Origin of the sequence: Rhodococcus jostii RHA1 (assembly GCF_000014565.1) — a bacterium.
In the GTDB taxonomy this organism is placed as follows: domain Bacteria; phylum Actinomycetota; class Actinomycetes; order Mycobacteriales; family Mycobacteriaceae; genus Rhodococcus_F; species Rhodococcus_F jostii_A.
The window spans coordinates 5,394,757-5,421,473 of sequence record NC_008268.1; the positions used below are offsets into that span (position 1 = coordinate 5,394,757).

Consider the following 26,717-nt stretch of genomic DNA (forward strand, 5'->3'; position numbering starts at 1 on the left):
GTGTGCCCTGGACAAGGTGAAGGACCCGTTCCGGGGGCGGGAGAAACGCGCCGCCCCGCGGACGTCCGTGTTCCGGACGGCGGCGAACCGATTCCGCTCTCGGCGGCCCAGCGGGCCACGTGGTTCGCGCAGCAACTCGAACCGCAGGTCCCGATCTCCATCGCCCAGTACGTCGAGTTCCACGGTGTCCTCGACATCGACCTGCTCCGGCAGGAGACGGTGGAAGCGGCCCGCGAATTCGAATCACCCTTCCTCAAGGTGTACGACGTCGACGGCCGGCCGCTGCAGTACGTGGACCATCGGACGGACACGTCCATCGCGTACGTCGATTTCCGCGCGGACGAGGACCCGGTGGCGGCGGCACACGCATGGATGGAACGTGATTACGTCACACCGCTCGATCTGAGCGCCGACCGGCTGGTCGAGACGTCGATCCTGCAGACCGCTGACACCCACTTCCTGTGGTACAGCAGGATTCACCACGTTGCTCTCGACGGTTACGGGGCCATGACGATGCTGCGCCGCATCGCACACCGGTATTCTGCGAAAGTCGCGGGCCGCGAACCGGATCCGAACCGGGCGGTGAGCCTGCGGCAGTTGTACGACATCGACAGCCGGTACCGCGCCTCCGAGCGGTTCGTGACCGATCGGGAGTACTGGGCGGGCCGGGTCGCCGGGCTCGAGGGCACCACGCTGGCGCGGACGGCGGGGCAGGTGTCGGCCACCAGTACGGTGGAGAGTGCCGTCCTCTCGGACGACGTCGTGGCCGTTCTCGATTCCCGCGACAGCCTGTCGGCGGCGACGATCATCGCGGCCGCGGCGTGCTACCTGTCGCGACGTACCGGCAGAACCGATGTGCTGGTGACCATTCCGGTGTCGGCCCGCACCACGGCGGTGCTGCGCAATTCCGGGGGCATGCTCGTCAACGTGGCACCGATGCCCGTCAGCGTCCGGGCCGACGACACCGTCGCGGAGCTGATCGAGAAGGTGCAGCGCGAGCTGGTCGCCGCACTGCGACACCAGCGGTGCAGCCTCGACGACATCCGCCGCGACGCCGGCGACACCGCGACGACGGCACTGTACGGGCCGATGGTGAACGTGATGTTGTTCCGCCAGGAGGTCGCGCTCGGTTCGCTCCTCGGCGATTTCCACATCGTCACATCGGGTCCGGTCGAGGACCTGCTGATCAACGTGTATCAGAGCGGCACCCCCACCAGGATCTTCGTCGACTTCCGCGCGAACCCCAGCCGCTATGAGGACGCGGAACTGCGGGAACACCATCGGCAGTTCGTCGAACTGCTCGAGGAACTGGCCACCGCAGACCCGGCGTCCCGGGTGGGCAGCATCCACGAGTCCAGTTCGCGCGCCGGCGAACGACTTCTGCGCGAGGCGGCGGAAATCGACTACTGGCGCCGGCAGCTGGACGGGTTGCCCGACCTCCTGCCGTTGCCCACCGACCACCCGCGGCCCGCGAGGTTGTCGCAGGCGAGCGACCGGGTCACCGTGGTGGTGCCGGGGGAGTTGCACCGCCGCGTCGCCGCTCTGGCCGACGCCGCAGGCACCACCGGCCGCACGGTGTTCCTGACGGCCCTGTCGATCCTGCTGGGCAGGGTCACCGGTAGCAGCGACATCGCCGTCGGAACGGCCGTGGACGTGGGCGATCGCACGGACGTCGTGGTGGTGCGGTCGCGGTACGCGAGCGAGGTGTCGTGCCGCGACTATCTGTCGCACGTCCGGGACGTCGCCACCGAGGCGGCCGCGCACACCGGTGTTCCGTTCGACCGTCTGGTGCGGGAACTCGGCGTGTCGGTGTCGGACGCGTACGCACCGATCGTCCAGGTGCTGCTCGACACCCGCGCGCCCGGCGCCCCGGGTCCTGCCGTCTCCGGCCTCGACCTATGCGTGACCGTGACCGAAGCGGCCGACGAGTCGGGCGATCCGGCGGGTGTCACCGTCGAATTCGGTTTCGCCGCAGACCTGTTCGACGCCCACACGATCCGGGTGGCCGCCGAGCGGTACCTCCGCATCCTCGACGCGATGGCCGCCGATCCGGAGGTTCCGGTCGGTGACATCGAGATCCTCTCCGCAGACGAACGTTCCGCGCTGACGCCGGTACGAGGACGGCCGGGCCGGTCCGAGCGCACCCTGCCCGACCTCTTCGCGGATGCCGCGGCACTGGATCCGGCGGCGACGGCGCTGTCGCGGCAGGGCGAGGAGTTGTCGTACCGCGAGCTGGACCGGTGGTCGACGCAGGTCGCGCGCATGCTGATCGACCGCGGGGTGGGGCCGGAATCGTTCGTCGCGCTGGCGCTCCCGCGTTCGTTCCGGTCGGTGGCGTCCGTGTGGGCCGTCGCGAAGACCGGGGCGGCCTTCGTTCCCGTGGATCCGAACTACCCGGCCGATCGGATCGACTACATGCTCGCCGATTCGGGTGTGGTGCTGGGCCTGACGGAGGAGGCGGCGCGCGGTCGCCTGCACGACTCGATTCCCTGGTGCGTGCTGGACGATCCCGATTTCCAGGCTGACTGCGCCGCCCGCTCCGGCCGTCCGCTGACCGACTCCGACCGCATCCAGCCCCTGCACCTCGACAATGCCGCGTACCTGATCTACACGTCCGGTTCGACGGGGCGGCCGAAGGGCGTCACCGTCACCCACCGCGGGCTCGACAACTTCGCTGCCGACCAGCAGGAGAGGTTCGGCGCCACGAGATCGTCCCGGACGCTGCACTTCTCGACCCCGAGTTTCGACGCGTCCGTGTTCGAATACCTGCAGGCGTTCGGGGTGGGCGCCACGATGGTGGTCGTGCCGCCGTCCGCGTACGGCGGCTCGGAACTGGCCGATCTGCTGAGGTCGGAACGCGTCACGCACGGCTTCGTCACCACCGCGGCGCTGGGCACGATCCCGCCGGATTCGCTGGGCGACTTCCTCGACGTGGTGGTGGGCGGTGAGGCCTGCCCGCCCGAACTGGTGGCCCGGTGGGCGCCGGACCGCAGGCTGCACAACGCGTACGGTCCCACCGAAACCACCATCATGGCGAACATCAGCGCACCGATGACCCCCGGCGACCCCATCACACTCGGCGGGCCGATCCGGGGCGCCGAGGAAGTGGTGCTCGACGCCCGGCTCCGTCCGGTACCCGTCGGCGTCCCGGGTGAGCTGTACATCGCCGGCGCCGGTGTGGCCCGGGGGTATCACCGGCGGCCCGGTCTCACCGCGGCACGGTTCGTCGCCGACCCGTACGGCCGGGGCCGGATGTACCGCACTGGTGACGTGGTGCGGTGGCGGCCCGACCACACCCTCGAATATTTGCGGCGCAGCGACTTCCAGGTCAAGGTGCGGGGTTTCCGCATCGAACTCGGCGAGATCGACGCGATGCTGCAGACGCATCCGGACGTGCGACTGGCCGTCACCATCGGCAGGCCGGGACCGTCCGGGGACACCGTCCTGGTCTCGTACGTCGTCCCGGCTCCGGGCAGGCCGATCGAGACGACGGAACTGCTGCGACAGGTTCGGAACCGGTTGCCGGCGTACATGGTTCCCTCGGTCGTCGTGGTGCTCGACGAGATCCCGCTGAACCCGGTCGGGAAGCTGGACCGCGCGGCACTGCCGGAACCGCGGTTCCTGTCCGCGGCCGCCGAGTTCAAGGCGCCTACCGACCCGGTCGAGGAGTCGATCGCCGAGGTCTTCACCGAGGTCCTCGGCGTCGAACGGATCAGTGTCGACGACAGCTTCTTCGACCTCGGCGGCAATTCTCTCGTGGCGACGCGGGTGATCGCGCGCGTCAACGCGGCACTCGGATCGGACGTGGGTGTGCGGGCGTTGTTCGAGGCGCCCACCGCCGAACTGCTGGCCGCGTACGTTCGGCGTGCGGGGACGGAATTCGTGGACCGTCCGCCCCTGGTCGTCGGGGAGCGGCCCGAGCGGATCCCGTTGTCGCTGGCGCAGCAACGGATGTGGTTCATCAACCAGTTCGACACGTCGTCGGTGGCGTACAACATCCCGATGGCCGTGCGCCTCACCGGACCGCTGGATGCGGACACGCTGCGGGCCGCGGTGGGCGATGTGATCGAGCGGCACGAGTCGTTGCGCACCGTGTATCCCGCGTCGACGGACGGGCCCTACCAGGTGGTGGTCGACACCGCGGACGTCGTCCCGGACCTCACCCCGCACGTCGACGGCGACGAGTCGCTGCACGAGAGGATCGCGACCCTCCTCGCGGGCGGATTCGACGTGAGCGCGAAGGTCCCGCTGCGCGCGGCGCTGTTGTGGACCGGCCCCGACGAACACGTGCTGGTGATCGTGGTGCATCACATCGCCGCCGACGGGGCGTCGCTCGCGCCGCTGGCCCGCGACCTGATGGTCGCGTACTCGTCGCGCCGGTCCGGGACGCCGCCGAGCTGGGAGCCGCTGCCCGTGCAGTACGCCGACTTCAGCGTGTGGCAGCGTCGCCTTCTCGGCAGTGCCGAGGACGCGGACAGTCTCATGTCCCGGCAACTGCAGTACTGGCGCGGTGTGCTCGCCGAACTGCCGGAGGTCAGCGCCCTGCCGCTCGACCGGAACAGGCCGCCCGCCCGCTCGCTCGAGGGTGCGACCGCGGCGTTCGCGATCGACGCGGGCCTGCACCGGCAACTGCTCCTCCTCGCGCGCGAGCACCAGGCGACGCTGTTCATGGTGATGCACGCGGCGCTGGCCGTGCTGCTGTCGAGGATGTCCGGTTCGGGTGACGTCGCCATCGGCACCCCGATCGCCGGTCGCGGTGAGGCGGCGCTGGACGACCTGGTCGGGATGTTCGTCAACACGCTGGTGCTGCGGACTCCGGTGGAGCCGGGTGAGGTGTTCACCGACGTACTGGCCCGGGCCCGCGACACGGACCTGGGTGCGTTCGGGCACACGGACGTTCCCTTCGAGAGCGTCGTCGACGAGCTGGCTCCAGGCAGGTCGACGTCCCACTCGCCGCTGTTCCAGGTGCTGCTCGAATTCCAGAACACCGTGCGCGCCCACCTCGAACTGCCGGGCCTGACCGTCGAGGCGGTCGACGTCGACCCGGGAGTCGCCAAGTTCGACCTGCAGCTGTCGCTCGCCGAATACCACGATGAGAAGGGCACCGCCGCAGGCATGGCCGCCGCGTTCCTGTATGCGACGGACGTGTTCGACCGGACGTCGGTGGAGGGGTTCGGGGAACGCTTCGTCCGGGTACTGCGGGCGGTGGTCGACGACCCGGCGGCGGTGGTGGGGGACATCCCGGTTCTCGGTGCGGTCGAGCGCGACCTGGTGCTGGACCGGTGGAACCGCGAGGGTGTCACCGCCGACGCGCAGACCGTGGTCGAGTTGTTCGCGCGGGTGGCCGCGTCGACCCCGGACGCCACCGCGGTCGTGTGCGGTGACGAGACGCTGACCTACGGCGAACTGGACGAGCAGGCGAACCGGTTGGCCCGGTTGCTGATCGCCGAGGGGGTGGGAACCGAGTCGCTGGTCGCGGTGATGGTGGATCGCACACCTGCCCTCGTGGTGACGTTGCTGGCGGTGCTCGCCGCCGGTGGCGGGTACGTGCCGGTCGACACCAGCTATCCCGCCGAGCGGGTGGCGGCGATGTTCGACGACGCACGACCCGTCTGCGCCGTGGTGAGCGCCGAATTCGCGTCGCTGGCACCGGCCGGAATCCCGGTGGTGGCGATCGACGATCCGGCGACGGCCGGTGCGATGGCCGAACTGTCCGGGTTGCCGGTCACCGACTCGGATCGGTTGCGGCCGCTGTGGGCCGACGCCGTCGCGTACGTCATCTTCACGTCGGGGTCGACCGGGCGACCCAAAGGCGTCCAGGTGTCGCACCGGTGCGTCGTCACGCTGCTCGCCAACACCCGGGAATTGTTCGGGTTCGACTCGTCCGACGTGTGGACGCTGTTCCACTCGTACGCTTTCGATTTCTCCGTCTGGGAACTGTGGGGTGCGCTCGTCCACGGTGGCCGGCTGGTGCTGGTCGACTACTTCACCGCACGGTCGCCGGACACGTTCCTCGAACTGCTGCGCCGGGAACGGGTGACGGTGCTGAACCAGACCCCGACGGCGTTCTACCAGCTGACGGAGGCCGATCGCGCGGCGAACGCCGTCAACGACGCCGGCGGATCGCCACTGTCGTTGCGGCACGTGATCTTCGGCGGTGAAGCCCTCGACGTCGGGCAACTGGAGCGGTGGTACACCCGGCACGACGACCGGGCCCCCGTGCTGGTGAACATGTACGGCATCACCGAGACCACGGTGCACGTCAGCTTCCTCGCCCTCGACCGCGCGCTGGCGGCGTCCGTGCCGGGCTCGGTGATCGGCGGCGGACTCCCCGGTCTACGGGTCTACGTCCTCGACGGCCGGTTGCATCCGGTACCGCCCGGGGTGGTGGGCGAGCTGTACGTGTCCGGCGACCAGGTGACCCGCGGCTACATCGGCAGGCAGGGTCTGACCTCGACGCGTTTCGTCGCCGACCCGTTCGACCACCACCGGGCGGGGGCGCGCATGTACCGCTCGGGCGACGTCGTGAAGTGGGGTGCGGGCGGCCGGCTCGAGTACATGGGGCGCAGCGACTTCCAGGTGCAGTTGCGCGGATTCCGGGTGGAACTCGGCGAAGTGGAGGCGGCCCTGGCCGCGTGTGCCGGGGTCGCGCAGTCGGTGGTCGTGGTGCGCGGCGACGACCGGGACGGTGACCGGCTGGTGGGTTACGTGGTCCCGGAGACGGGTGCGGATGTCGACGCGGCGGCGGTTCTCGACGCGGTCGGGGAGAGCGTTCCGTCGTACATGGTGCCGGCTGCGGTCGTGGTGATCGACGCGCTGCCCCTGACGGTGAACGGCAAGCTCGACCGGAAAGCCCTGCCCGAAGCGGACTTCGGCACGTCGACGCTGGGTTTCGTCGCCCCGCGCAACCCGGTGGAGGAGATCGTCGCCGCCGTGTTCGCCGATCTGCTCGGCATCGTCCGGGTGGGGGCGAACGACAGCTTCTTCGCACTCGGCGGGAACTCGCTGACCGCGACCCGGCTCGTCGCCCGCGTCAACGCCGCGGTCGGCAACCGTTTGGGCGTGCGGGACGTGTTCGACGCCCCGACCGTTGCCGGATTGGCCGCCCGGGCCGAGGCCGGGGACTCCCGCCCGGAATCCCGGCCGGCGCCGGCGCCGCGGGATCCGTCGCGGGAGGTCCCCGTCTCGCTCGCACAGCAGCGGATGTGGTTCATCAACCAGTTCGACACGGCCAGTGCGGCGTACAACGTCGCAATCGCGCTGCGCCTCTCCGGCACCCTCGACGCGCAGGCGCTGGACGCGGCCGTCGCCGACGTCGTCGAGCGCCACGAGTCCCTCCGCACCGTCTTTCCCCTCACCGACAACGGTCCGCGGCAGGTGATCCTCCCGGCAGAGAAGGTGGCGCCCCCACTCACACCGCACGCCGTCGCGTCGGCGGACCTCGACGCGGAACTCCACCGCCTGCTCTCCGCCGGGTTCGACGTGACGACGGAGGCGCCGGTGCGGGCCCGGCTGTTCGGAGTGAACGAGCACGAGCACGTGCTGGCCGTGGTCGTCCATCACGTCGCGGCGGACGGCTTCTCGATGGTTCCGCTCGCCCGCGACGTCCTGTCGGCGTACACCGCCCGGTGCCGCGGCGCCGCACCCGACTGGACCCCGCTTCCCGTGCAGTACGCCGATTACACACTGTGGCAACGAGACTGGCTCGGCGACGAAGACGACGACGGTTCGCCTCTCGCCCGCCAGCTCGACTACTGGACCGCGACGCTGGCCGACCTTCCGGATGTGCTGGAACTGCCGACGGACCGGCCCCGCCCGGCCGCCCGCACCCTTGGCGCGGGCCGCGTCGAGTTCGACATCGACCCGGACCTCCACCGGAGCGTCGTGCAACTCGCACGCAGGCACGGATCGACCGTGTTCATGGCACTGCACTCCGCGCTGACGGTCCTGCTGTCGCGGCTGAGTGCGTCGGACGACATCGCCGTGGGCACACCCATCGCGGGCCGCGGCGAGGCCGAGCTCGACGACCTGGTCGGGATGTTCGTGAACACCCTCGTGCTCCGCACCCCCGTCGACGGCGCCCGTACGTTCGCCGAGCTGCTCGCGCAGGTCCGCGAGGCCGATCTGGGGGCGTTCACGCACGCGGACGTCCCGTTCGAGCGTGTCGTGGAGAGCCTGCGGCCCTCCCGTTCGACGGCGTACTCACCGCTGTTCCAGGTGATGCTGGAATTCCAGAACACCGAGCGCCCCGAGTTGGAACTGCCGGGCCTCCATGTCGAACCCCTCGACCTCGCGTTCGACACGATCAATTTCGACCTCCAGCTGACGCTGCGGGAGAATGTCGACGCCGACGGTCATCCCGCGGGGATCAGCGCGGCGCTGGGGTACGCCACCGACATCTTCGACGCGGACACGGTGACCGCGTTCGCCGAGCGCCTGGTCCGGATCCTGAGCGCCGTCACCGAATCGCCGGACGCCCCGGTCGGCGACGTCGACGTCCTCGGCGCCGGCGAGCGGGCCGCACTGACGTCCGCGAGCGGAGGCCCCGGCGTGGCCGCGCGGACACTGCCGCAGATGCTGACGGCCGCCGCAGCCGCGGACCCGGCCGCCGTGGCGCTGGTCTCCGACGGACGTCAGGTGTCCTACCGTGATCTCGACGAGTGGTCGAACAGGCTCGCCCGGCTCCTGATCGAGCGGGGCGTCGGCCCGGAACAGGTGGTGGCTCTGGCACTGCCGCGGTCGATCGAATCCGTGCTGGCCGTCTGGTCGGTGGCCAAGACCGGGGCCGCGTTCCTGCCGGTCGACCCGAACCATCCGGCCGAGCGCATCGAGTACATGCTCGGCGACTCGGGCGCCGTCGCCGGTCTCACCACGGCCGCGCTGCGGTCGGCCCTTCCCGCGTCGATTCCGTGGCTGGTGCCGGGCGACCCCGAGACCGAGGCCGAGTTGGCACTGCTCCCGGCGGCGGCGGTGACCGACGCCGACCGAACGTCGGCGTTGCACGTGGACCACCCCGCGTACGTGATCTACACGTCGGGATCGACGGGCAAGCCGAAGGGTGTGGTGACCACGCACCGCGGCCTGGCGAATTTCGCTGCGACGGAGCAGAACACGTTCGGTACCACCGCGGCGTCCCGGACCCTGCACTTCGCGTCGCCGAGCTTCGACGCCTCCGTGCTCGAGCTGATGCTGGCGATCGGGCCGGGCGCGACGATGGTGATCGCGTCCCCATCCGTCTACGGCGGCGACGAGCTGGCGGAACTGCTGCTGCGCGAGCGGGTCACGCACTGCTTCGTCACCCCGGCGGCGCTCGCCTCGGTCGATCCCGCCGGCCTGGAGAGCGTGCAGTGCGTCGTGACCGGCGGCGAGACGTGCCCGCCGGAACTGGTGGCCCGCTGGGCACCGGGCCGGGCCATGTTCGACGCGTACGGTCCGACCGAGTCGACCGTCGTGTCGAGCATCAGCACCCCGTTGGCACCGGGCGAACCGGTCACGATCGGCGCGCCGACGCTCGGGTTCACCGCGGCGGTCCTCGATCAGCGGCTGCATCCCGTACCGGCGGGGGTCGCGGGGGAGCTGTACCTCGCAGGACCGGCGCTCGCGCGCGGCTATCACGGCCGATACCCGCTCACCGCGGAACGCTTCGTGGCCAACCCCTTCGGGCCGCCGGGCAGCCGGATGTACCGGACCGGCGACCTCGTGCGCTGGACGGCGGACGGGCAACTCGACTACCTCGGGCGCACCGACTTCCAGGTGAAGATCCGCGGATTCCGGATCGAGCTGGGCGAGGTCGAGTCGGCGCTGCTCGCACACGGCGACGTGGCGGCGGCGGTCGCCGACGTGCGCCGGGACGAACGCTCGGGCGACCGGCTGATCGGATACGTGGTCCCCGAACCCGGAGCGGACATCGACCCGGGCGAGGTCCTGCAGTTCGCGGGCACGCGGCTCGCGTCGTACATGGTGCCCGCCGCCGTCGTGGTGATCGCGGCGCTCCCGGTGACGGTCCACGGCAAGCTCGACCGGAAGGCGCTGCCGGAACCGGACTTCGGTGTCGTCGTCACCGACAGTCGTCCGCCGCGCACCGAGACGGAGGCGTTGCTCGCCGGCCTGTTCCGGGACGTGCTGGGACTCGGGTCGGTGGGTATGGACGATTCGTTCTTCGCGCTGGGCGGCGACAGCATCATGTCGATCCAGCTGGTGGCCCGCGCGAAGGCGGCGGGTCTGATCCTCTCCCCGCGGGACGTGTTCGAGCGCAGGACCGTCGCCGGTCTCGCCGAGGTGGCCCACTACGAGCGCGCGGATGCCGTGGTGCTGGAGGAACTGCCCGGCGCCGGCGTCGGCCCGGTTCCGCTGACACCCGTCGTCGCGTGGATGCTGGGGCGCAGCGGCGGCCGGCTGAACCGGTTCTCTCAGGCCGTGCTGGTCACCGCGCCGCCCCGGCTCACCCGCGACGATCTCGCCGCCGCCGTCGACGCGGTGCTGGACCGTCACGACATGCTCCGCGCGCGGCTCGCCGTCGACGAGTCGGGGCAGTGGGCCATGACGGTGCTGCCGACCGGATCGGTGCCTGCCGATGCGCTGATCCATCACGTGCCCGTGACGTCGTTCGACGCCGGCGACTTCGATGCGGTGGCGAGAGCGGAACTGAACGCGGCGGCGGACCGCCTGGACCCGGCCTCGGCCAGCATGGTGCAGGTGCTCTGGTTCGACGGTCCCGGCGGGCAGGGGCGGTTGCTGCTGGTCGCGCATCATCTCGTGGTCGACGGCGTGTCGTGGCGGATCCTGATCGCGGATCTGGCGGCGGCCCACGCTCGCGCCGCCGAGGGTCTGCCCGCCGCGCTGCCTGCCGTGGGGACGTCGATGCGGCGGTGGTCGCACGGACTCACCGATGCCGCGGCGGCCCGTCGCACCGAAGCGGGGCGGTGGCAGTCGATCCTGGACGGCCCCGACCCGCTCCTCGGCTTCCGGCCCCTGGATCCGGCCGTCGATGTCGATGCCACGACGGGCCGCGTCAGCGTCGACGTCCCCCCACCCGTCACCGAGGCACTCCTCACCACACTGCCCGCCGCGTTCCACGGCACCGTCGGCGACGGCCTCCTCACCGCGCTCACAATGGCGATGATTCGGTGGCGGCGGCTCCGCGGGGTCGAGACGGCCGACGTGCTGATCAACCTCGAGGGTCACGGCCGCGAAGACCACGTCGTGCCCGGCGCCGACCTGTCCCGGACCGTCGGATGGTTCACCACCCTGTTCCCGGCGCGACTCGACCTCACCGGCATCGGCATCGACGCCGCCCTCGCCGGCGACGACGCGGCCGGGACCGCGATCAAGGCGATCAAGGAACAACTCCTCGCCATCCCCGATCACGGCATCGGTTACGGGATCCTGCGGTACCTGGATCCGGTCGGCTCGGAGGCACTGCGCCGATTCCGGCCACCGCAGGTGAGTTTCAACTACCTCGGCCGGGTGGCGACGAGCGGGGGCGACGTGTCCTGGCTGCCCGTCGCGGGCAGCGGGGACCTCGGCGGAACCCAGAACTACGACATGCCCGCCGCCTGGGTCGTGGACGTCAACGCCGCCACCACCGTCCGGGACGGCGCACCGGTACTCACGGCGACGTGGTCGTACCCCACCGGTGTGCTGGCCGCCGAGGACGTGGAAGAGCTGTCCGCGCTGTGGATTCGGGGACTCACAGCCCTGGCCGAGCACGCGAGCCGTCCGGGCGCAGGCGGGCTGACGCCGTCCGATCTCGATCTGGTGTCCGTCGGGCAGGCAGACATCGAGCGGTTCGAGAGCGCCTACCCGGACCTCGCCGACATCTGGCCGCTGTCACCGTTGCAGGCCGGTCTGCTGTTCCACGCGCAGCTGTCCGAACATCGCCTCGACGCGTATCAGGTGCAACTGGTCCTCGACCTGCGCGGCACCGTCGACTCCGCCAGGCTCCGCCGCGCCGCACAGGGCCTGCTCGACCGGCATGCGAACCTCCGGGTGGCGTTCGCCGACACCGGTGCCGGACCCGTCCAGGTGGTACTCGCCGGGGCGACCGCGCCGTGGACCGACGTCGACCTGTCGGATCTCGCCGACACCCGGATCGCCGCGGAGGCGGAGGCACTCGTCGCGGCAGACCGCGCCGTCCCGTTCGAGATGTCCGAGGCGCCGCTGCTCCGATTCACGTTGCTGCGCACCGCACCCGACCGGTACCGGCTGGTCGTGACCCATCACCACATCCTCCTCGACGGATGGTCGACGCCCCTGGTCATCAAGGACCTGCTGATCCTCTACGCCACGGACGGCGACACGACGGCCCTTCCCCGCGTCACGTCCTACCGCGACTACCTGCAGTGGATCGGCAGGCAGGACCACGAACGCTCCACGGCCGCCTGGGTATCCGCCCTCGCCGGCTCGGACGAACCGACATTCGTGGCCCCCGCGGCGCGCGGCGAGCAGAGCTTCGCCGAACCCGAGGACGTGCGCCTCGACGTGGGCGAGGAGAAGACCCGGGCGCTCGAGGCACTTGCACGGGAGCACGGACTGACGATGAACACCCTCGTCCAGGTGGCGTGGGGGTTGGTGCTGACCACACTCGGCACGCGCGAGGACGTGGTTTTCGGAGCCACGGTGTCCGGCCGCCCACCGGGCGTCGCCGGCATCGAGTCGATGGTGGGGCTGTTCATCAACACGGTGCCCGTCCGGCTGCGCCTGCGCCGCGAGGAGACGCTCGCGGAACTGCTGCAGCGCTTCCAGCGTGAACAGTCGGCCCTGCTCGATCACCACTATGTGGGCCTCACGGAGATCCAGCGCGCCGTCGGGGAAGGCGCCGCCTTCGACACGCTGACCGTGTTCGAGTCCTATCCGGTGGACCGCATGGGATTGTCGGAAGACACCGACATCGACGGCATGCACGTCGCCGGGATCGAGGGGATCGACTCCACCCACTATCCGTTCACCCTGATGGCGCACGTCGACACCGGACTGCACCTGCGCTTGCGGTACCAGCCGAACGTCTTCCGGAGCGAGTTCGCGGAGTCGGTGGCGGCCCGCGTCGCGCGCGTCGTGCAGATCCTGCTGTCGGACATCGAGACACCCATCGCCCACCTCACCCTGCTGTCGGAGGCCGAACTCCAGGAGTACACGGCGGTGTCCGGGGCCCCCGCCGGGCCGCCGAAGACCCTGCCCGAGATCCTCACGGCGTCGGCGGGGAACCGGCCGGAGGCGGCCGCGCTCGTCTGCGACGGACGCGAGACCAGTTACCGCGAGCTCGACGAGCGGTCGAGTGCGCTGGCCCGGGTCCTCATCGAACGCGGTGCCGGGCCGGAGACGTTCGTGGCGCTCGGGTTGCCCCGATCGCGGGAATCGGTGCTGGCGGTGTGGGCGGTCGCGAAGGCGGGCGCTGCGTTCGTGCCCGTCGACCCGAACTATCCCGCCGATCGCATCGAACACATGCTGGCCGATTCCGGTGCGGCACTGGGTGTGACGATGTCGGCCCACCGGCACCGTTTGCCGGGCTCGGTGCCGTGGCTGGTGCTGGACGATGCTGCCTTCGACCGCACGTGGGCCGCCGCATCGCCGGTCCGCGTCACCGATCTGGACCGCCGGTCGGTGCTCGACGTCGACCACGCCGCGTACGCGATCTACACGTCCGGGTCCACCGGCAGGCCGAAGGGCGTCGTCGTCACCCACCGCGGTCTGGCGAACCTGCTCACCGAGCAGACCGAGCACTACACCGTTTCACCCGACTCCCGGTGCCTGCACATCTGTTCACCCAGTTTCGACGTGGCGATACTCGAACTCGTCCAGTCGTGTGCCGCCGGGGCGACGCTCGTGATCGCTCCCCCCGACGTCTACGGCGGGGCGGAACTGGCGGCGCTGCTGCGGCGCGAACGCGTCACCCACGCCTGCATCACCCCGGCCGTCCTGGCCACCGTCGAGCGCGACGGCATCGAGCACCTCGAGGCGCTCGTCGTGGCCGGCGACGCCGTCGGCGACGAACTGGTCGCCGCGTGGGGTGCGGATCGGGCGATGTTCAACGGGTACGGCCCCACCGAGGCCACCATTCTCACCACCTTCAGCCGGCCGATGAGACCGGGCGAGCCGGTCACGATCGGGGGGCCCGTCCGCGGCATCGCGCTGTCGGTCCTCGACGCCCGGTTGCAGCCCGTCCCGGCCGGGGTGCCCGGCGAGTTGTACATCGCGGGACCGGCGCTGGCCCGCGGATATCACCGGCGGCCCGCTCTCACCGCGGAGCGGTTCGTCGCCGACCCCTACGGCGGTGGCCGGATGTACCGCACGGGTGACGTCGTGCGGTGGTCTCGTGACCACACCCTCGAGTACCTCGGGCGCAGCGACTTCCAGGTGAAGATCCGCGGTCAGCGTGTCGAACTGGGCGAGATCGATTCCGTTCTCACCACCCACCCGCACCTCGACTTCGCCGCGACTCTCGGCAGGCCGGGACCGCTGGGGGACACGGCGCTGGTGTCGTACGTGCTGCCGCACGACGGCGAGGAGGTGGCGGCGCCGGAGGTGCTCGCGTTCGCGGGCCGGATCCTGCCCAAGTACATGGTGCCCGCCGCGGTGGTCGTCCTCGACGAGATTCCGCTGACCCCCGTCGGCAAGCTCGACCGGAAGGCTCTGCCCGCACCGGAATTCACGTCGGCGACCATCGGGTACCGGGCGCCCACCACTCCGGTCGAGGAGGCTGTCGCGCAGGTGTTCGCCGACGTGCTCGGCGCTCCGCGCGTCGGTGCGGACGACAGCTTCTTCGAACTGGGCGGCGACTCGCTCAGTGCCACCCGGGCGGTCGCCCGCATCAACTCCGCCCTCGACGCCGGGATCGGCGTGGCCGCGCTGTTCGACGCGCCGGTCGTCGCCGATCTCGCAGTCCGGATCGACTCGGCCGTGACGGCGGCCACCCCGTCGGTGGCACTCGCCGCACGACCGCGCCCCGACCGGATCCCGTTGTCGCTGGCGCAGCAACGCATGTGGTTCGTCAACCAGTTCGACACGTCGTCGCCCGCCTACAACATCCCGATCGCTCTGCGACTGACCGGAGTCCTCGATCACGCGGCCCTGCTCGCGGCGGTCGGCGACGTCGTCGCGCGGCACGAATCGCTCCGCACAGTGTTTCCCGGGTCGGTCGACGGACCGCACCAGGTGATCGTCGATGCCGGGCGGGCCACCCCCCGCCTCGATCCGGTGGCCGTCGCCGGTGACCGCGCACTGCGGGACGCCCTCGCAGCCCTGGTCAGCGCCGGTTTCGACGTCAGCGACGAGATCCCGTTCCGCGCAAGGCTGTTCGAGCTGGAACCCGAGCAGCACGTCCTCGCCATCGTCGTGCACCACATCGCGGCCGACGGCTTCTCCATGATGCCGCTGGCCCGTGACGTCATGCTCGCGTACACCGCCCGGACCGTGGGGGACACGCCCGGCTGGACCCCGCTGCCGGTGCAGTACGCCGACTACAGCGTGTGGCAGCGGGACTTCCTCGGTGCGGTGGACGATCCGGACTCGGTGCTGTCGAGGCAACTGGGCTACTGGACGGACACCCTGTCCGGTTCGCCCGAGGTGCTGCAGATCCCGGTAGACCGGCCGCGCCCCGTCCAGCGGTCCTACCGCGGGGACGTCGTCGAGTTCGACGTGCCTGCCCGGCTGCACCGTGCGTTGAACACGATCGCGGCCCAGCACAATTCGACACTGTTCATGGCGGTCCACGCGGCATTCGCCGTCCTGCTGTCCCGGTTGTCGGGCACGGACGACGTCACGATGGGAACGCCCGTCGCCGGTCGCGGGCAGGCGGTGCTCGACGACGTGGTGGGCATGTTCGTCAACACGCTCGTCCTGCGGACGGTGGTGGATCCGCGGGCATCGTTCGGTGAGGTACTGACCGCGGTGCGGGCCGCGGACCTCGGTGCGTTCGAGCACGCGGACATCCCGTTCGAGCGGCTGGTCGACCATCTCGCCCCCGAACGATCCACGTCGCACACCCCATTGTTCCAGGTGCTCATCGAGTTCCGGAACGCGGAGGGCACCCACCTCGAACTGCCCGGACTCACCGTCGATTCGCTCGACGTGGACCTGGGCGTCGCGAAGTTCGACCTGGAACTGAGTCTCGCCGAACAGATCGACAGGGACGGCGCGCCCGCCGGACTCGCTGCCGGACTGCGGTTCGCGACGGACGTGCTCGATCGCGACACCGTAGCCCGATTCGGGGAACGGTTCCTCCGGGTGCTCGAGTCGGTCGCCGTGGCCACGGAGCTTCCCGTGGGCGACATCGAGATCCTGGACACCGCGGAGCGGGACCTGGTGCTGCCGCCGTTCGCCGAGCCCCCGGCCCCGGACGCGACCCTGGCGGAACTCTTCGAGCGGGCCGCTCAGCGATCCCGCCACGCGACGGCCGTCGTGTGCGAAGGCGTCTCGCTCACCTACGACGAGCTGGACACCCGGGCGAATCGCCTGGCGCGGTTGCTGATCGCGCGGGGCGCCGGCCCCGAGACCCTGGTGGCCGTCGCCGCCGCGCGGTCGGTGGAGCTGGTGGTGGCGCTGCTCGCGGTGGTGAAGTCGGGTGCCGGCTACGTGCCCGTGGATGTGACGTACCCGGCGGAGCGGCTCGCGTTCGTGTTCGCCGACGCCCGGCCGGTGTGTGTGCTGACCACCGAGGCCGAATCCGACGCAGTCCGGGCGAGCGGAGTCCCGCTCCTGCTCGTGGACAGCGCGGAGACGGTGGCCGAACTCGACCGTACGTCGCCGCTGCCGGTCACCGACGGCGACCGGACCGGGCCGCTGCGCCCGGACTCGGTGGCGTACGTCATCTACACCTCCGGCTCGACGGGGCAGCCGAAAGGCGTTCAGGTGGCGCACCGCAACGTCGTCACCCTGTTCGCGAACACGCAGCCGCTGTTCCGGTTCGATGCCTGCGACGTGTGGACCATGTTCCACTCGGCGGCGTTCGACTTCTCCGTGTGGGAACTGTGGGGTGCGCTGCTCCACGGCGGCCGGCTGGTGGTGGTCGACTACTTCACGACCCGCTCACCCGACATGTTCCTGCGACTGCTGCGGGACGAGAACGTCACCGTCCTGAATCAGACCCCCACCGCCTTCTACCAGCTTGCCGAGGCGGACCGGGTCGCCGGCGCCACCGAACTGTCCCTCCGCGTCGTCGTGTTCGGCGGCGAGGCCCTCGACCTGGGGCAGCTCACCCGCTGGTACGCGCGACACGTTGACACCGCCCCGGCGCTGGTGAACATGTACGGCATCACGGAAACCACCGTGCACGTCAGCCACCTGCCGCTGGACGCGGAACTCGCCGCGTCCGCGTCGGCCTCCGTGATCGGCCGGGCACTGCCCGGACTGCGCGTGTACGTGCTCGACTCCCGTCTGCACCCGGTGCCGCCGGGAGTGGTCGGGGAACTCTACGTGTCGGGCCCGCAGGTGTCCCGGGGCTATCTCGGACGGTTCGCGCTCACGTCGACCCGGTTCGTGGCCGACCCGCACACCCCCGGGTCGCGGATGTACCGGTCCGGCGACCTCGGCCGGTGGAACGCGGACGGTCAGCTGGAATATCTGGGCCGCAACGATTTCCAGGTTCAGGTCAAGGGCTTCCGCATCGAGCTCGGCGAGGTGGAGTCGGCGCTGCTCGCCTGCGAAGGAGTGGCGCAGTCGGTGGTGCTGGCGCGACGCGAACGACTGGTGGGCTACGTGGTGCCCGAGGCGGGCCGGGTGCTGGATCCGGCCGGAATCGTCGACGCGGTCGCCGGCCGGCTGGCGGCGCACATGGTGCCCGCGGCCGTGGTGGTGCTCGACGCCCTGCCTCTCACCGTGAACGGCAAACTCGACCGCAGGGCGCTGCCCGAACCGGACTTCGGACGGCAGGTGTCGCTCGGCCGCGCACCGGCGACGGAAACGGAGCGGATCCTCGCCGGCCTGTTCGCCGAGGTGCTCGGCCTCGAATCGGTGGGCGTCGACGATTCGTTCTTCGCGGTCGGTGGCGACTCCATCATGTCGATTCAGCTCGTCACCCGGGCGAAGGCGTCCGGGGTGGTGATCACCCCGCGGGACGTGTTCGAACGCAAGACGGTTGCGGCACTCGCGGAGGTCGCGACCGCGGGGGAGCAGGTGGTCACGCTGGAGGAGTTGCCCGGCGGCGGCGTCGGCGAATTCCCCCTCACGCCGATCGTGCACTGGATGCTGGGCAGGGGCGGCGATTTCCGCCGGTACTCGCAGGCTGCGCTGATCACCACCCCCGCCGCGCTGGACGAGGACGCGCTGACGGCGGCGTTGCAGGCCGTCCTGGACCGGCACGACATGCTGCGCGCCCGGCTGTACCGGAGCGACCGGGCCGAGCGCGGTGCGGCGATGGCGGTCGCGCCGCCCGGCTGGGTGCGGGCGACCGCGGTGGTGCGCACGGTGTCACTCGACCCTGCGGACTCGTTCACCGTGGCCGCGTCCTTCGAACTGGACGCCGCCGCGGACCGGCTCGACCCGGAGTCGGGTGTGATGGTGCAGGCGGTGTGGTTCGCGAGCAGTGCGACACCGGCAGCCCCGGGCCGGCTGCTGATCGTCGCCCATCACGTGGTGGTCGACGGGGTGTCGTGGCGCATCCTCGTCCCCGACCTCGCCCTCGCCTGCGCCCAGGTGCTGTCGGGTGAGCCGCCGAGCCTGCCCGGCACCGGCACGTCGATGCGCCGGTGGGCGCACGCCCTCACGGATGTGGCGCAGGAGCCTTCTCGCACAGCCGAACTCGACCTGTGGCGGCAGATGCTCGACACCCCCGACCCACCGCTCGGGTCGCGGGCCCTCACCGCAGCCGACGTCCAGACCTCCGACGTCGAGGTCCGGATTCCCGTCGCGGTGACCGAGGCCCTGCTGACGACGCTGCCCCAGGCCTTCCACGGGAGTGTCGGCGACGGACTGCTGACGGCGCTGGCGTTGGCGCTCGTCCGCTGGCGCCGGGCGCGGGGCATCGAGTCGTCCGGCGCGTTGGTGAATCTCGAGGGGCACGGTCGTGAGGAGCAGGTGGTTCCGGGCGCCGATCTCGCCCGCACCGTCGGCTGGTTCACCACGATCTTCCCGGTGGGCCTCGACCTGAGCGGCGTGGACATCGACGACGCATTCGCAGCCGGCCCCGCTGCCGGGGTCGCGGTCAAGGCGGTGAAGGAGCGGTTGCAGTCGATCCCCGACCACGGCATCGGGTTCGGGCTGCTCCGTTACCTCGACGCCGAGACGGCTCCGGAACTCGCGGCCCTGCCGGGCGCGCAGGTGAGCTTCAACTACCTCGGCAGGCTCGGTTCGGGTTCCGCTCCGGACGGCGACTGGACGCCGGTCTCCGACGAGGGCCTCGCCGCCGCCGCGCACTCCGGGCTGCCCGCGGCGGCCGTCGTCGACGTGAACGCCAGGACCACCGACACCGCCGCCGGTCCCGCACTCGCCGCCACGTGGTCGTTCCCCGTCGGGGTGATCGCCGCCGACGACGTCGGCGAACTGGCGAGCCTGTGGGCCGACGCGCTCGAGGCCCTCACCGCGCACGCCCGGTCCGGAGGCGGCGGATTCACCCCGTCCGACCTGAACCTCGTCCGGCTCGGCCAGAGCGCGATCGACGACCTCGAGCGCCGCTACCCGGCGATGACCGACGTCTGGCCGCTGTCGCCGCTGCAGGCGGGCATGCTGTTCCACGCCGAACTGGCCGACGAATCGGTGGACGCCTACCTCGTCCAGCTGATTCTCGACCTCGGCGGCGACGTCGATGCCGCACGACTGCGCCGGGCCGCCGCCGCACTCCTCGACCGTCACCCGAACCTGCGCAGCGCGTTCTGTCACGACGCCGAGGGCGGGGCCGTGCAGGTGGTCTCGGGCCGGGTTGCCGTGCCCTGGCGGGAGATCGACCTGAGCGGACTGGACGAGGACGCGGCAGCCGCCGAGATCGAGCGACTGCTGGCCGCCGACCGGACCACCCCCTTCGACATGGCCACCGCACCACTGATCCGGTTCCTGCTGGTGCGGACGGCCGGCGGCCGCTGCCGACTGGTGTCGACGAACCACCACATCCTCCTCGACGGCTGGTCGATGCCGCTGATGATCCGGGAACTGCTCACGCTGTACGCCACGGATGCCGACCCGTCGCCGCTGGCGCGCGTGCGGGACTACCGCGACTACCTGCTGTGGATGAGCGGGCGCGACACCGACGTGTCCGCGCGGGCCTGGGCGGACGCCCTCGCGGGGGTCGAGGAACCGACGCTGCTGGTGCCTGCCGACCGGGCTCGGCAGCTGTCGACCGTGTCGCGGGAGTGGGTGTTCGACCTCGACGAGGACCGGACCGACCGGCTCCGCGAATCCGCGCGGGCGCGCGGGCTCACCCTCAACAGCATTCTGCAGACGGCATGGGGCATCGTGCTGGCGATGCTCACCGGACGCGACGACGTCGTGTTCGGCGCCACCGTCTCCGGCCGGCCGCCGGAACTCTCCGGCATCGAGACGATGATCGGGCTGTTCATCAACACCGTTCCGGTGCGCGTCACGCTGCGCCCGGAGGAGACACTCGGCGCGTTGCTGGAGCGGGTGCAGGCCGAGCAGGCGGCGATGCTCGATCACCACTACACGGGTCTCGCCGAGATCCAGGACGCCGCGGGTCCCGGCGTCGGGTTCGACACCCTCACCGTGTTCGAGTCGTATCCGGTGGACCGGGCGGGGCTGTCGGAAGACACCGACATCGCCGGGCTCCGCGTGACCGGCGTGGATGCCCGCGACGCCGCCCACTACCCGCTGAGTCTCGTCGCGTCGGCGGCGGCGAGCCTGCACCTGAAGTTCGAGTACGTGCCCGACCTGTTCACCCCCGGCGCGATCGAGGACATCGCCGAGCGGGTGGTGCGGGTGCTCGACGCCTGCACCGGACCCGACGTGCCGCTGGCCCGGCTCTCGCTGCTCACCGAGCGGGAACGCGCGGAACTGGTACCGGTCCGCGGTGGTCCCGCCGGCTCCGTCCGTACGCTCCCGCAGATCTTCACGGACGCCGTCGCGGTCGACCCGGATGCGGTCGCCCTGTCGTCCGGCGACGTCGAGGTGTCCTACCGGGAGCTGGACGAGCGGTCCAACCGGCTCGCCCGTGCTCTGATCGCCCGCGGACTCGGACCGGAAACATCGGTGGCCGTGGGTATCCCGCGCTCGATCGAGTCGGTGCTGTGCGTCTGGGCGGTGGCCAGGACCGGGGCCGTGTTCGTGCCCGTCGACCCGAACTATCCGGGCGAGCGCATCACGCACATGCTCACCGACTCGGAGTGCGCACTCGGGCTCACGACGTCCGAGCATCGCGCCCGTCTGCCCGAGAACATCGGCTGGCTCGTTCTCGACGACCCCGCGTTCGCCGCCGAGTGCGCGGCCGCATCCGCGGCACCGGTCGACGACGGCGACCGCACGGCACCGGTCACCCTCGACACGGCCGCGTATCTCGTCTACACGTCGGGGTCCACCGGCAGGCCGAAGGGCGTGACCGTGACGCACCGCGGTCTCGACAATTTCGCGCGCGACCAACTCGCCCGCTTCGGGGCGGATCCCGGGTCCAGGACGCTGCACTTCTCGACACCGAGCTTCGACGGATCCGTATTCGAATATCTGCAGGCGTTCGGTGCGGCGGCGACGATGGTGATCGTGCCGACCACCGTCTTCGGCGGCGACGAACTCGCCCAGCTGATCCGGGACCGGCACGTCACGCACGCATTCGTCACCACGGCGGCGCTCGCATCCCTCGACCCGGCGGGGCTGGATCACTTCACCGACGTCGCCGTCGGCGGCGAGGCCTGCCCGCCCGAACTCGTGTCCCGGTGGGCGCCGGGGCGCCGGTTGTACAACGCGTACGGGCCGACCGAGACCACGGTCATGTCCAACATCAGCGATCCCCTGACCCCGGGGGACCGCATCACCATCGGCGGACCGATCCGCGGTGTCACGGAGCTGGTGCTGGATTCCCGGTTGCAGCCCGTTCCGGCCGGGGTTCCGGGGGAGTTGTACCTCGCCGGTGCAGGACTGGCGCGCGGCTACCACCGGCGCCCCGGGCTGACGGCGGAGCGGTTCGTCGCCGACCCCGCCGAGGCCGGGCAACGGATGTACCGCACCGGCGACATCGTGCGCTGGACCCCCGAACGCACCATCGAGTACCTCGGCCGCAGCGACTTCCAGGTGAAGGTGCGCGGGTTCCGCATCGAGCTCGGCGAGATCGACACCACCCTCACGGCCGACCCCGACGTCCGGTTCGCGGTCACGGTCGCCTACCGCGGTCCGGCCGGGGACACACTCCTCGCGTCGTACGTCGTGCCCGCACCCGAGCATGCCCTCGACACCGAGACGATCACCCGCCGTCTCGCGGGCAGACTGCCCTCCCACATGGTGCCGTCCTCGATCACGGTGCTGGACGAGATCCCGCTGAACGCCGTCGGCAAGTTCGACCGCAAAGCCCTGCCCGCACCACGATTCGACGTCGGCGCGCGCGAATACCGGGCACCCGCCGATCCGGTCGAGGAGACGGTGGCCGAGGTCTTCGCGGAGGTCCTCGGACTCGCCCGGGTGAGCGCGGATGCGGGATTCTTCGACCTCGGCGGCAACTCGCTGAGCGCCACCCGTGCCGTTGCCCGCCTGCGCGCCGCACTCGACACCGACATCGGCGTGCGGGCGTTGTTCGAGGCGCCCACCGTCGAGGCATTCGCCGCGCGCATCGAGCACGCGGGAGCGGGTCCGTCCGGCCGCCCCGCCCTCACCGCCGGAGCCCGTCCCGATCGCATCCCGCTGTCCTACGCCCAGCAACGCATGTGGTTCATCAACCAGTTCGACACGAGTTCGCCCGCCTACAACATCCCGATGGTGGTGCGGCTCACCGGCGACCTCGACGTGGATGCGCTGACCGCCGCCGTCACGGACGTCGTGACCCGGCACGAGTCGTTGCGCACCCGCTTCCCGCTCCGCGACGGCGAACCAGTCCAGGAGATCCTCGCGCCCACCGCCCCGATGCTCGCGCCGACCGCGGTCGCGGACGACAGTCGGCTCCGGGAAGAACTCACCCGGCTCGTGACGGCCGGCTTCGACGTCGCCCAAGCCGTCCCGCTGCGCGTCGCCCTGTTCTCCCTGGACCCGACGGACCACGTGCTCGCCGTCGTGGTCCACCACATCTCGGCCGACGGCTTCTCCATGGCACCGCTGGTGCGGGATGTGATGGTCGCGTACGAATCCCGCGTCCACGGCCGCACTCCCGGATGGACGCCGCTGCCGGTCCAGTACGCCGACTACACACTGTGGCAACGCAGGCTGCTGGGTTCGGAGGACGACCCCGGGTCGCTGATCTCGCGGCAACTGGCCTACTGGGAGTCGGCGCTGGCCGGGCTGCCCGAACTCCTCGAACTGCCTGCCGACCGCCGGCGTCCCGCACAGCAGTCGTTCCGCGGCGAGCGGGTGCGCTTCGCGATCGACCCGGGCCTGCACGAGCGGATCCGGACGGCGGCGCGAGAGCACCGGTCCACCGAGTTCATGATCGTGCACGCGGCACTCGCCGTGCTGCTCGGCCGGCTCGGCGGCACCGGGGACGTGGCGATCGGCACCCCGATCGCCGGCCGCGGCGAGGCGGCGCTCGACGACCTCGTCGGCATGTTCGTCGGCACGCTGGCCCTGCGCACCCCGGTGGAGGCGGGACAGCCGTTCCGTGACCTGCTTGCGCGGGTCCGCGACGCCGATCTCGGCGCCTTCGCGCACGCCGACCTGCCCTTCGAACGGGTGGTGGACGCCGTCGGACCGGTGCGGTCGACCGCCCACTCGCCGCTGTTCCAGGTGTCCCTCGAATTCCAGAACACCGAGAATCCCGCCCTGCGGTTGCCGGGGCTGACCGTCGAGGGGCTCGATCCCGACCTCGCCGTCGTGAAGGTGGACCTCGAGGTGATCCTCGACGAGCGGTTCGCCGCCGACGGCAGCGCGGCGGGCATGGTGGGTGCGATCGACTACGCGACCGACCTGTTCGACGCCGACACGGTGCGCGGGTTCGCGGAACGGTTCGTGCGCATCCTCGGCACCGTCACCGCGGAACCCGGTGTTCCGGTCGGCGACATCGAGATCCTCGGCACCGACGAAGTCGCGGCGCTCACCCCGGCGCGCGGCGCATCCGACGCCCCGAATGTCCTGCTGCCGGAACTGCTGTCGGCCGCGGTCGAACGAGACCGGGGCGCCGACGCGGTGTCCTACCGGGGCCGGACGATCAGCTACCGCGAACTGGACGAGGCGTCGAACCGGCTGGCGCGCCGCCTGATCGAGGACGGTGCGGGTCCGGGAACCACTGTCGCGCTGAGCCTGCCGCGCTCGATCGAATCGGTGCTGTCGGTGTGGGCGGTCGCTCGGACGGGCGCCGCGTTCCTGCCGGTCGACCCCGGGTATCCACTCGACCGCATCGAGCACATGCTCACCGATTCCGGGGCGGTGTCCGGGGTGACCCTGCGGGCACACCGGGATCAGCTGCCCGGCACCGTGAACTGGATCGTGCTCGACGACGCCGAAGACGAGGAACGGATCCGGCTGCAGTCGCCTGCCCCCGTCACCGACGCGGACCGGACGGCACCGCTGCACGAAGCACATCCCGCGTACCTCATATACACGTCCGGATCCACGGGCGTCCCCAAGGGAGTGGCCGTCACACACCGTGGGCTGGCGAACCTCGCCGCGGAGGAGCGCGACCGCCTCGCCGTCACACCCGGCGCCCGGGTGCTGCACTTCGCGTCGCCGAGTTTCGACGCGTCCGTGTTCGAACTGGTCATGGCATTCTGCGCGGGAGCGACGCTGGTGATCGCCCCGCCGACGATCTACGGCGGCACCGAACTGGCCGCACTGCTGAGCGACGAGCGGGTGTCCCACGGATTCGTCACCCCGACCGCACTGGCGTCGATGGACCCCCTCGGCTTCGAGTCGCTGCGGACGCTGGTCGTGGCCGGTGAAGCCTGTCCACCCGAACTCGTCGCCCGGTGGGCGCCCGGCCGCCGGATGTTCAACGCCTACGGGCCGACCGAGACGACGATCATGTCGAACATCAGCGACGCGCTGGTGCCCGGCGAGCCGATCACGCTCGGCGCACCCACCCGCGGCGTCTCCGAGGTCGTGCTGGATTCGCGGCTGCGCCCGGTGCCGCTCGGTGTGGTCGGTGAGCTGTACGTGTCGGGACGCGCCCTGGCGTCCGGGTATCACCGTCGGCCCGGTCTGACGGCGTCCCGTTTCGTGGCCGCCCCCTGGGGTCCCCCGGGCGAGCGGATGTACCGCACGGGAGACGTGGTGCGGTGGCGCCGGGACGGCACCCTCGAGTACGTCGGGCGCAGCGACTTCCAGGTGAAGATCCGCGGGTTCCGCATCGAACCCGGCGAGATCGACGCCGTACTCACCGATCATCCGGACGTCGGGTTCGCCGTCACCATCGGCCGTGCAGGGCCCGCCGGGGAACCGCTGCTCGTCTCGTATGTCCGGCCGATCGGCGGCGCGGACGTCGACACCGCGGAACTCACCCGTCTCGTCGGGGAGCGTCTGCCCGCCCACATGGTGCCCGCCGCGATCGTCGTCCTCGAACAGATTCCGCTGACGCCGGTGGGCAAGCTGGATCGCACCGCACTGCCCGCACCCGAGTTCCTGTCGGGCGCCGCCTTCCGGTTGCCGGCGAACGACCTCGAGGCGGCGATCGTGGACGTCTTCGCCGAGGTGCTCGGGCTCGACCGGGTGGGGGCCGAGGACAACTTCTTCGAGAGAAGCGGCAACTCCCTGCTCGCGACGAAGGTGATCGCCGCCCTGCAGGAGAGGCTCGGTCGGAAGATCCCGCTGCAATGGATGTTCCTCGATCCCACCCCGGCCGGCCTCGCTCGCAGGATCGCAGTGCCGTCGGCAGAGAGCGGGGTGACGGAGGCGCTGGGGGTGGTCATCCCGCTGCGAACCGAGGGCACCGGACGACCGCTGTTCTGCGTCCACCCGGGAATCGGGCTCTCCTGGGGATATGCGGGCCTCGTCCGGTATCTGCCCGCCGACCGCCGCGCGTACGGACTGCAGTTGCCCACGATCAGCGGAGACGGCGACTACCGGTCGATCGAACAACTCGCGCACCGGTACGTCGAGGAGATGAAGGCCATCCAGCCGGAGGGACCGTACGACCTGCTCGGCTGGTCGCTGGGCGGGGTCATCGCCCACGCGATGGCCGTCGAACTCCAGCATGCAGGCGACGACGTCGCCTCCCTCACCGTCATGGACAGCTATCCCGACAACGGCGAGGATCCGCTGTTCGGGAAGCTCGACATGCGGGATCTGCTCCGCGGCCTGGGGCTCGTCGTCGCCAACGACGGCGACCTCACGTACGAACGCGCGGCGCAACTGCTGAACGAATCGTGGGGCAGTGACTCCGGACTGCGCGGAGAACACCTCGAGCGCATCAACGCCGGATACGAGAATTCGCGAAACCTCGTCCACCGGTTCGAGCCGCAGGTCTACGACGGCGAACTGCTGATCTTCCCCGCGACCGGCGACGACGACGGCACCACGCGCGCCCGGTCGGCGGACGAGTGGCGGCCGCTCGTGACCGGTCGAATCGTGGAGCACCGGGTGGACTGCGGGCACAACGACATGATCGAGCCGCAGTCCCTCGCCGTCATCGGGCCGGTGCTGTCTAGGTATCTCGAGGCCGGTCGCACCCGGCGCCGCGACGACCGAATCCGCTGAACGGGGCCGTGCCGCTG

1 protein-coding gene is annotated in these 26,717 nt (G+C 70.9%); it reads left to right on the plus strand.

Annotated features, from left to right (window positions below):
* Nucleotides 1–26,700, plus strand: coding sequence for a non-ribosomal peptide synthase/polyketide synthase (locus tag RHA1_RS24965; protein ID WP_041811979.1), 26,700 nt, complete (start codon nucleotides 1–3; stop codon nucleotides 26,698–26,700).
* Nucleotides 26,701–26,717 lie beyond the last annotated feature (17 nt).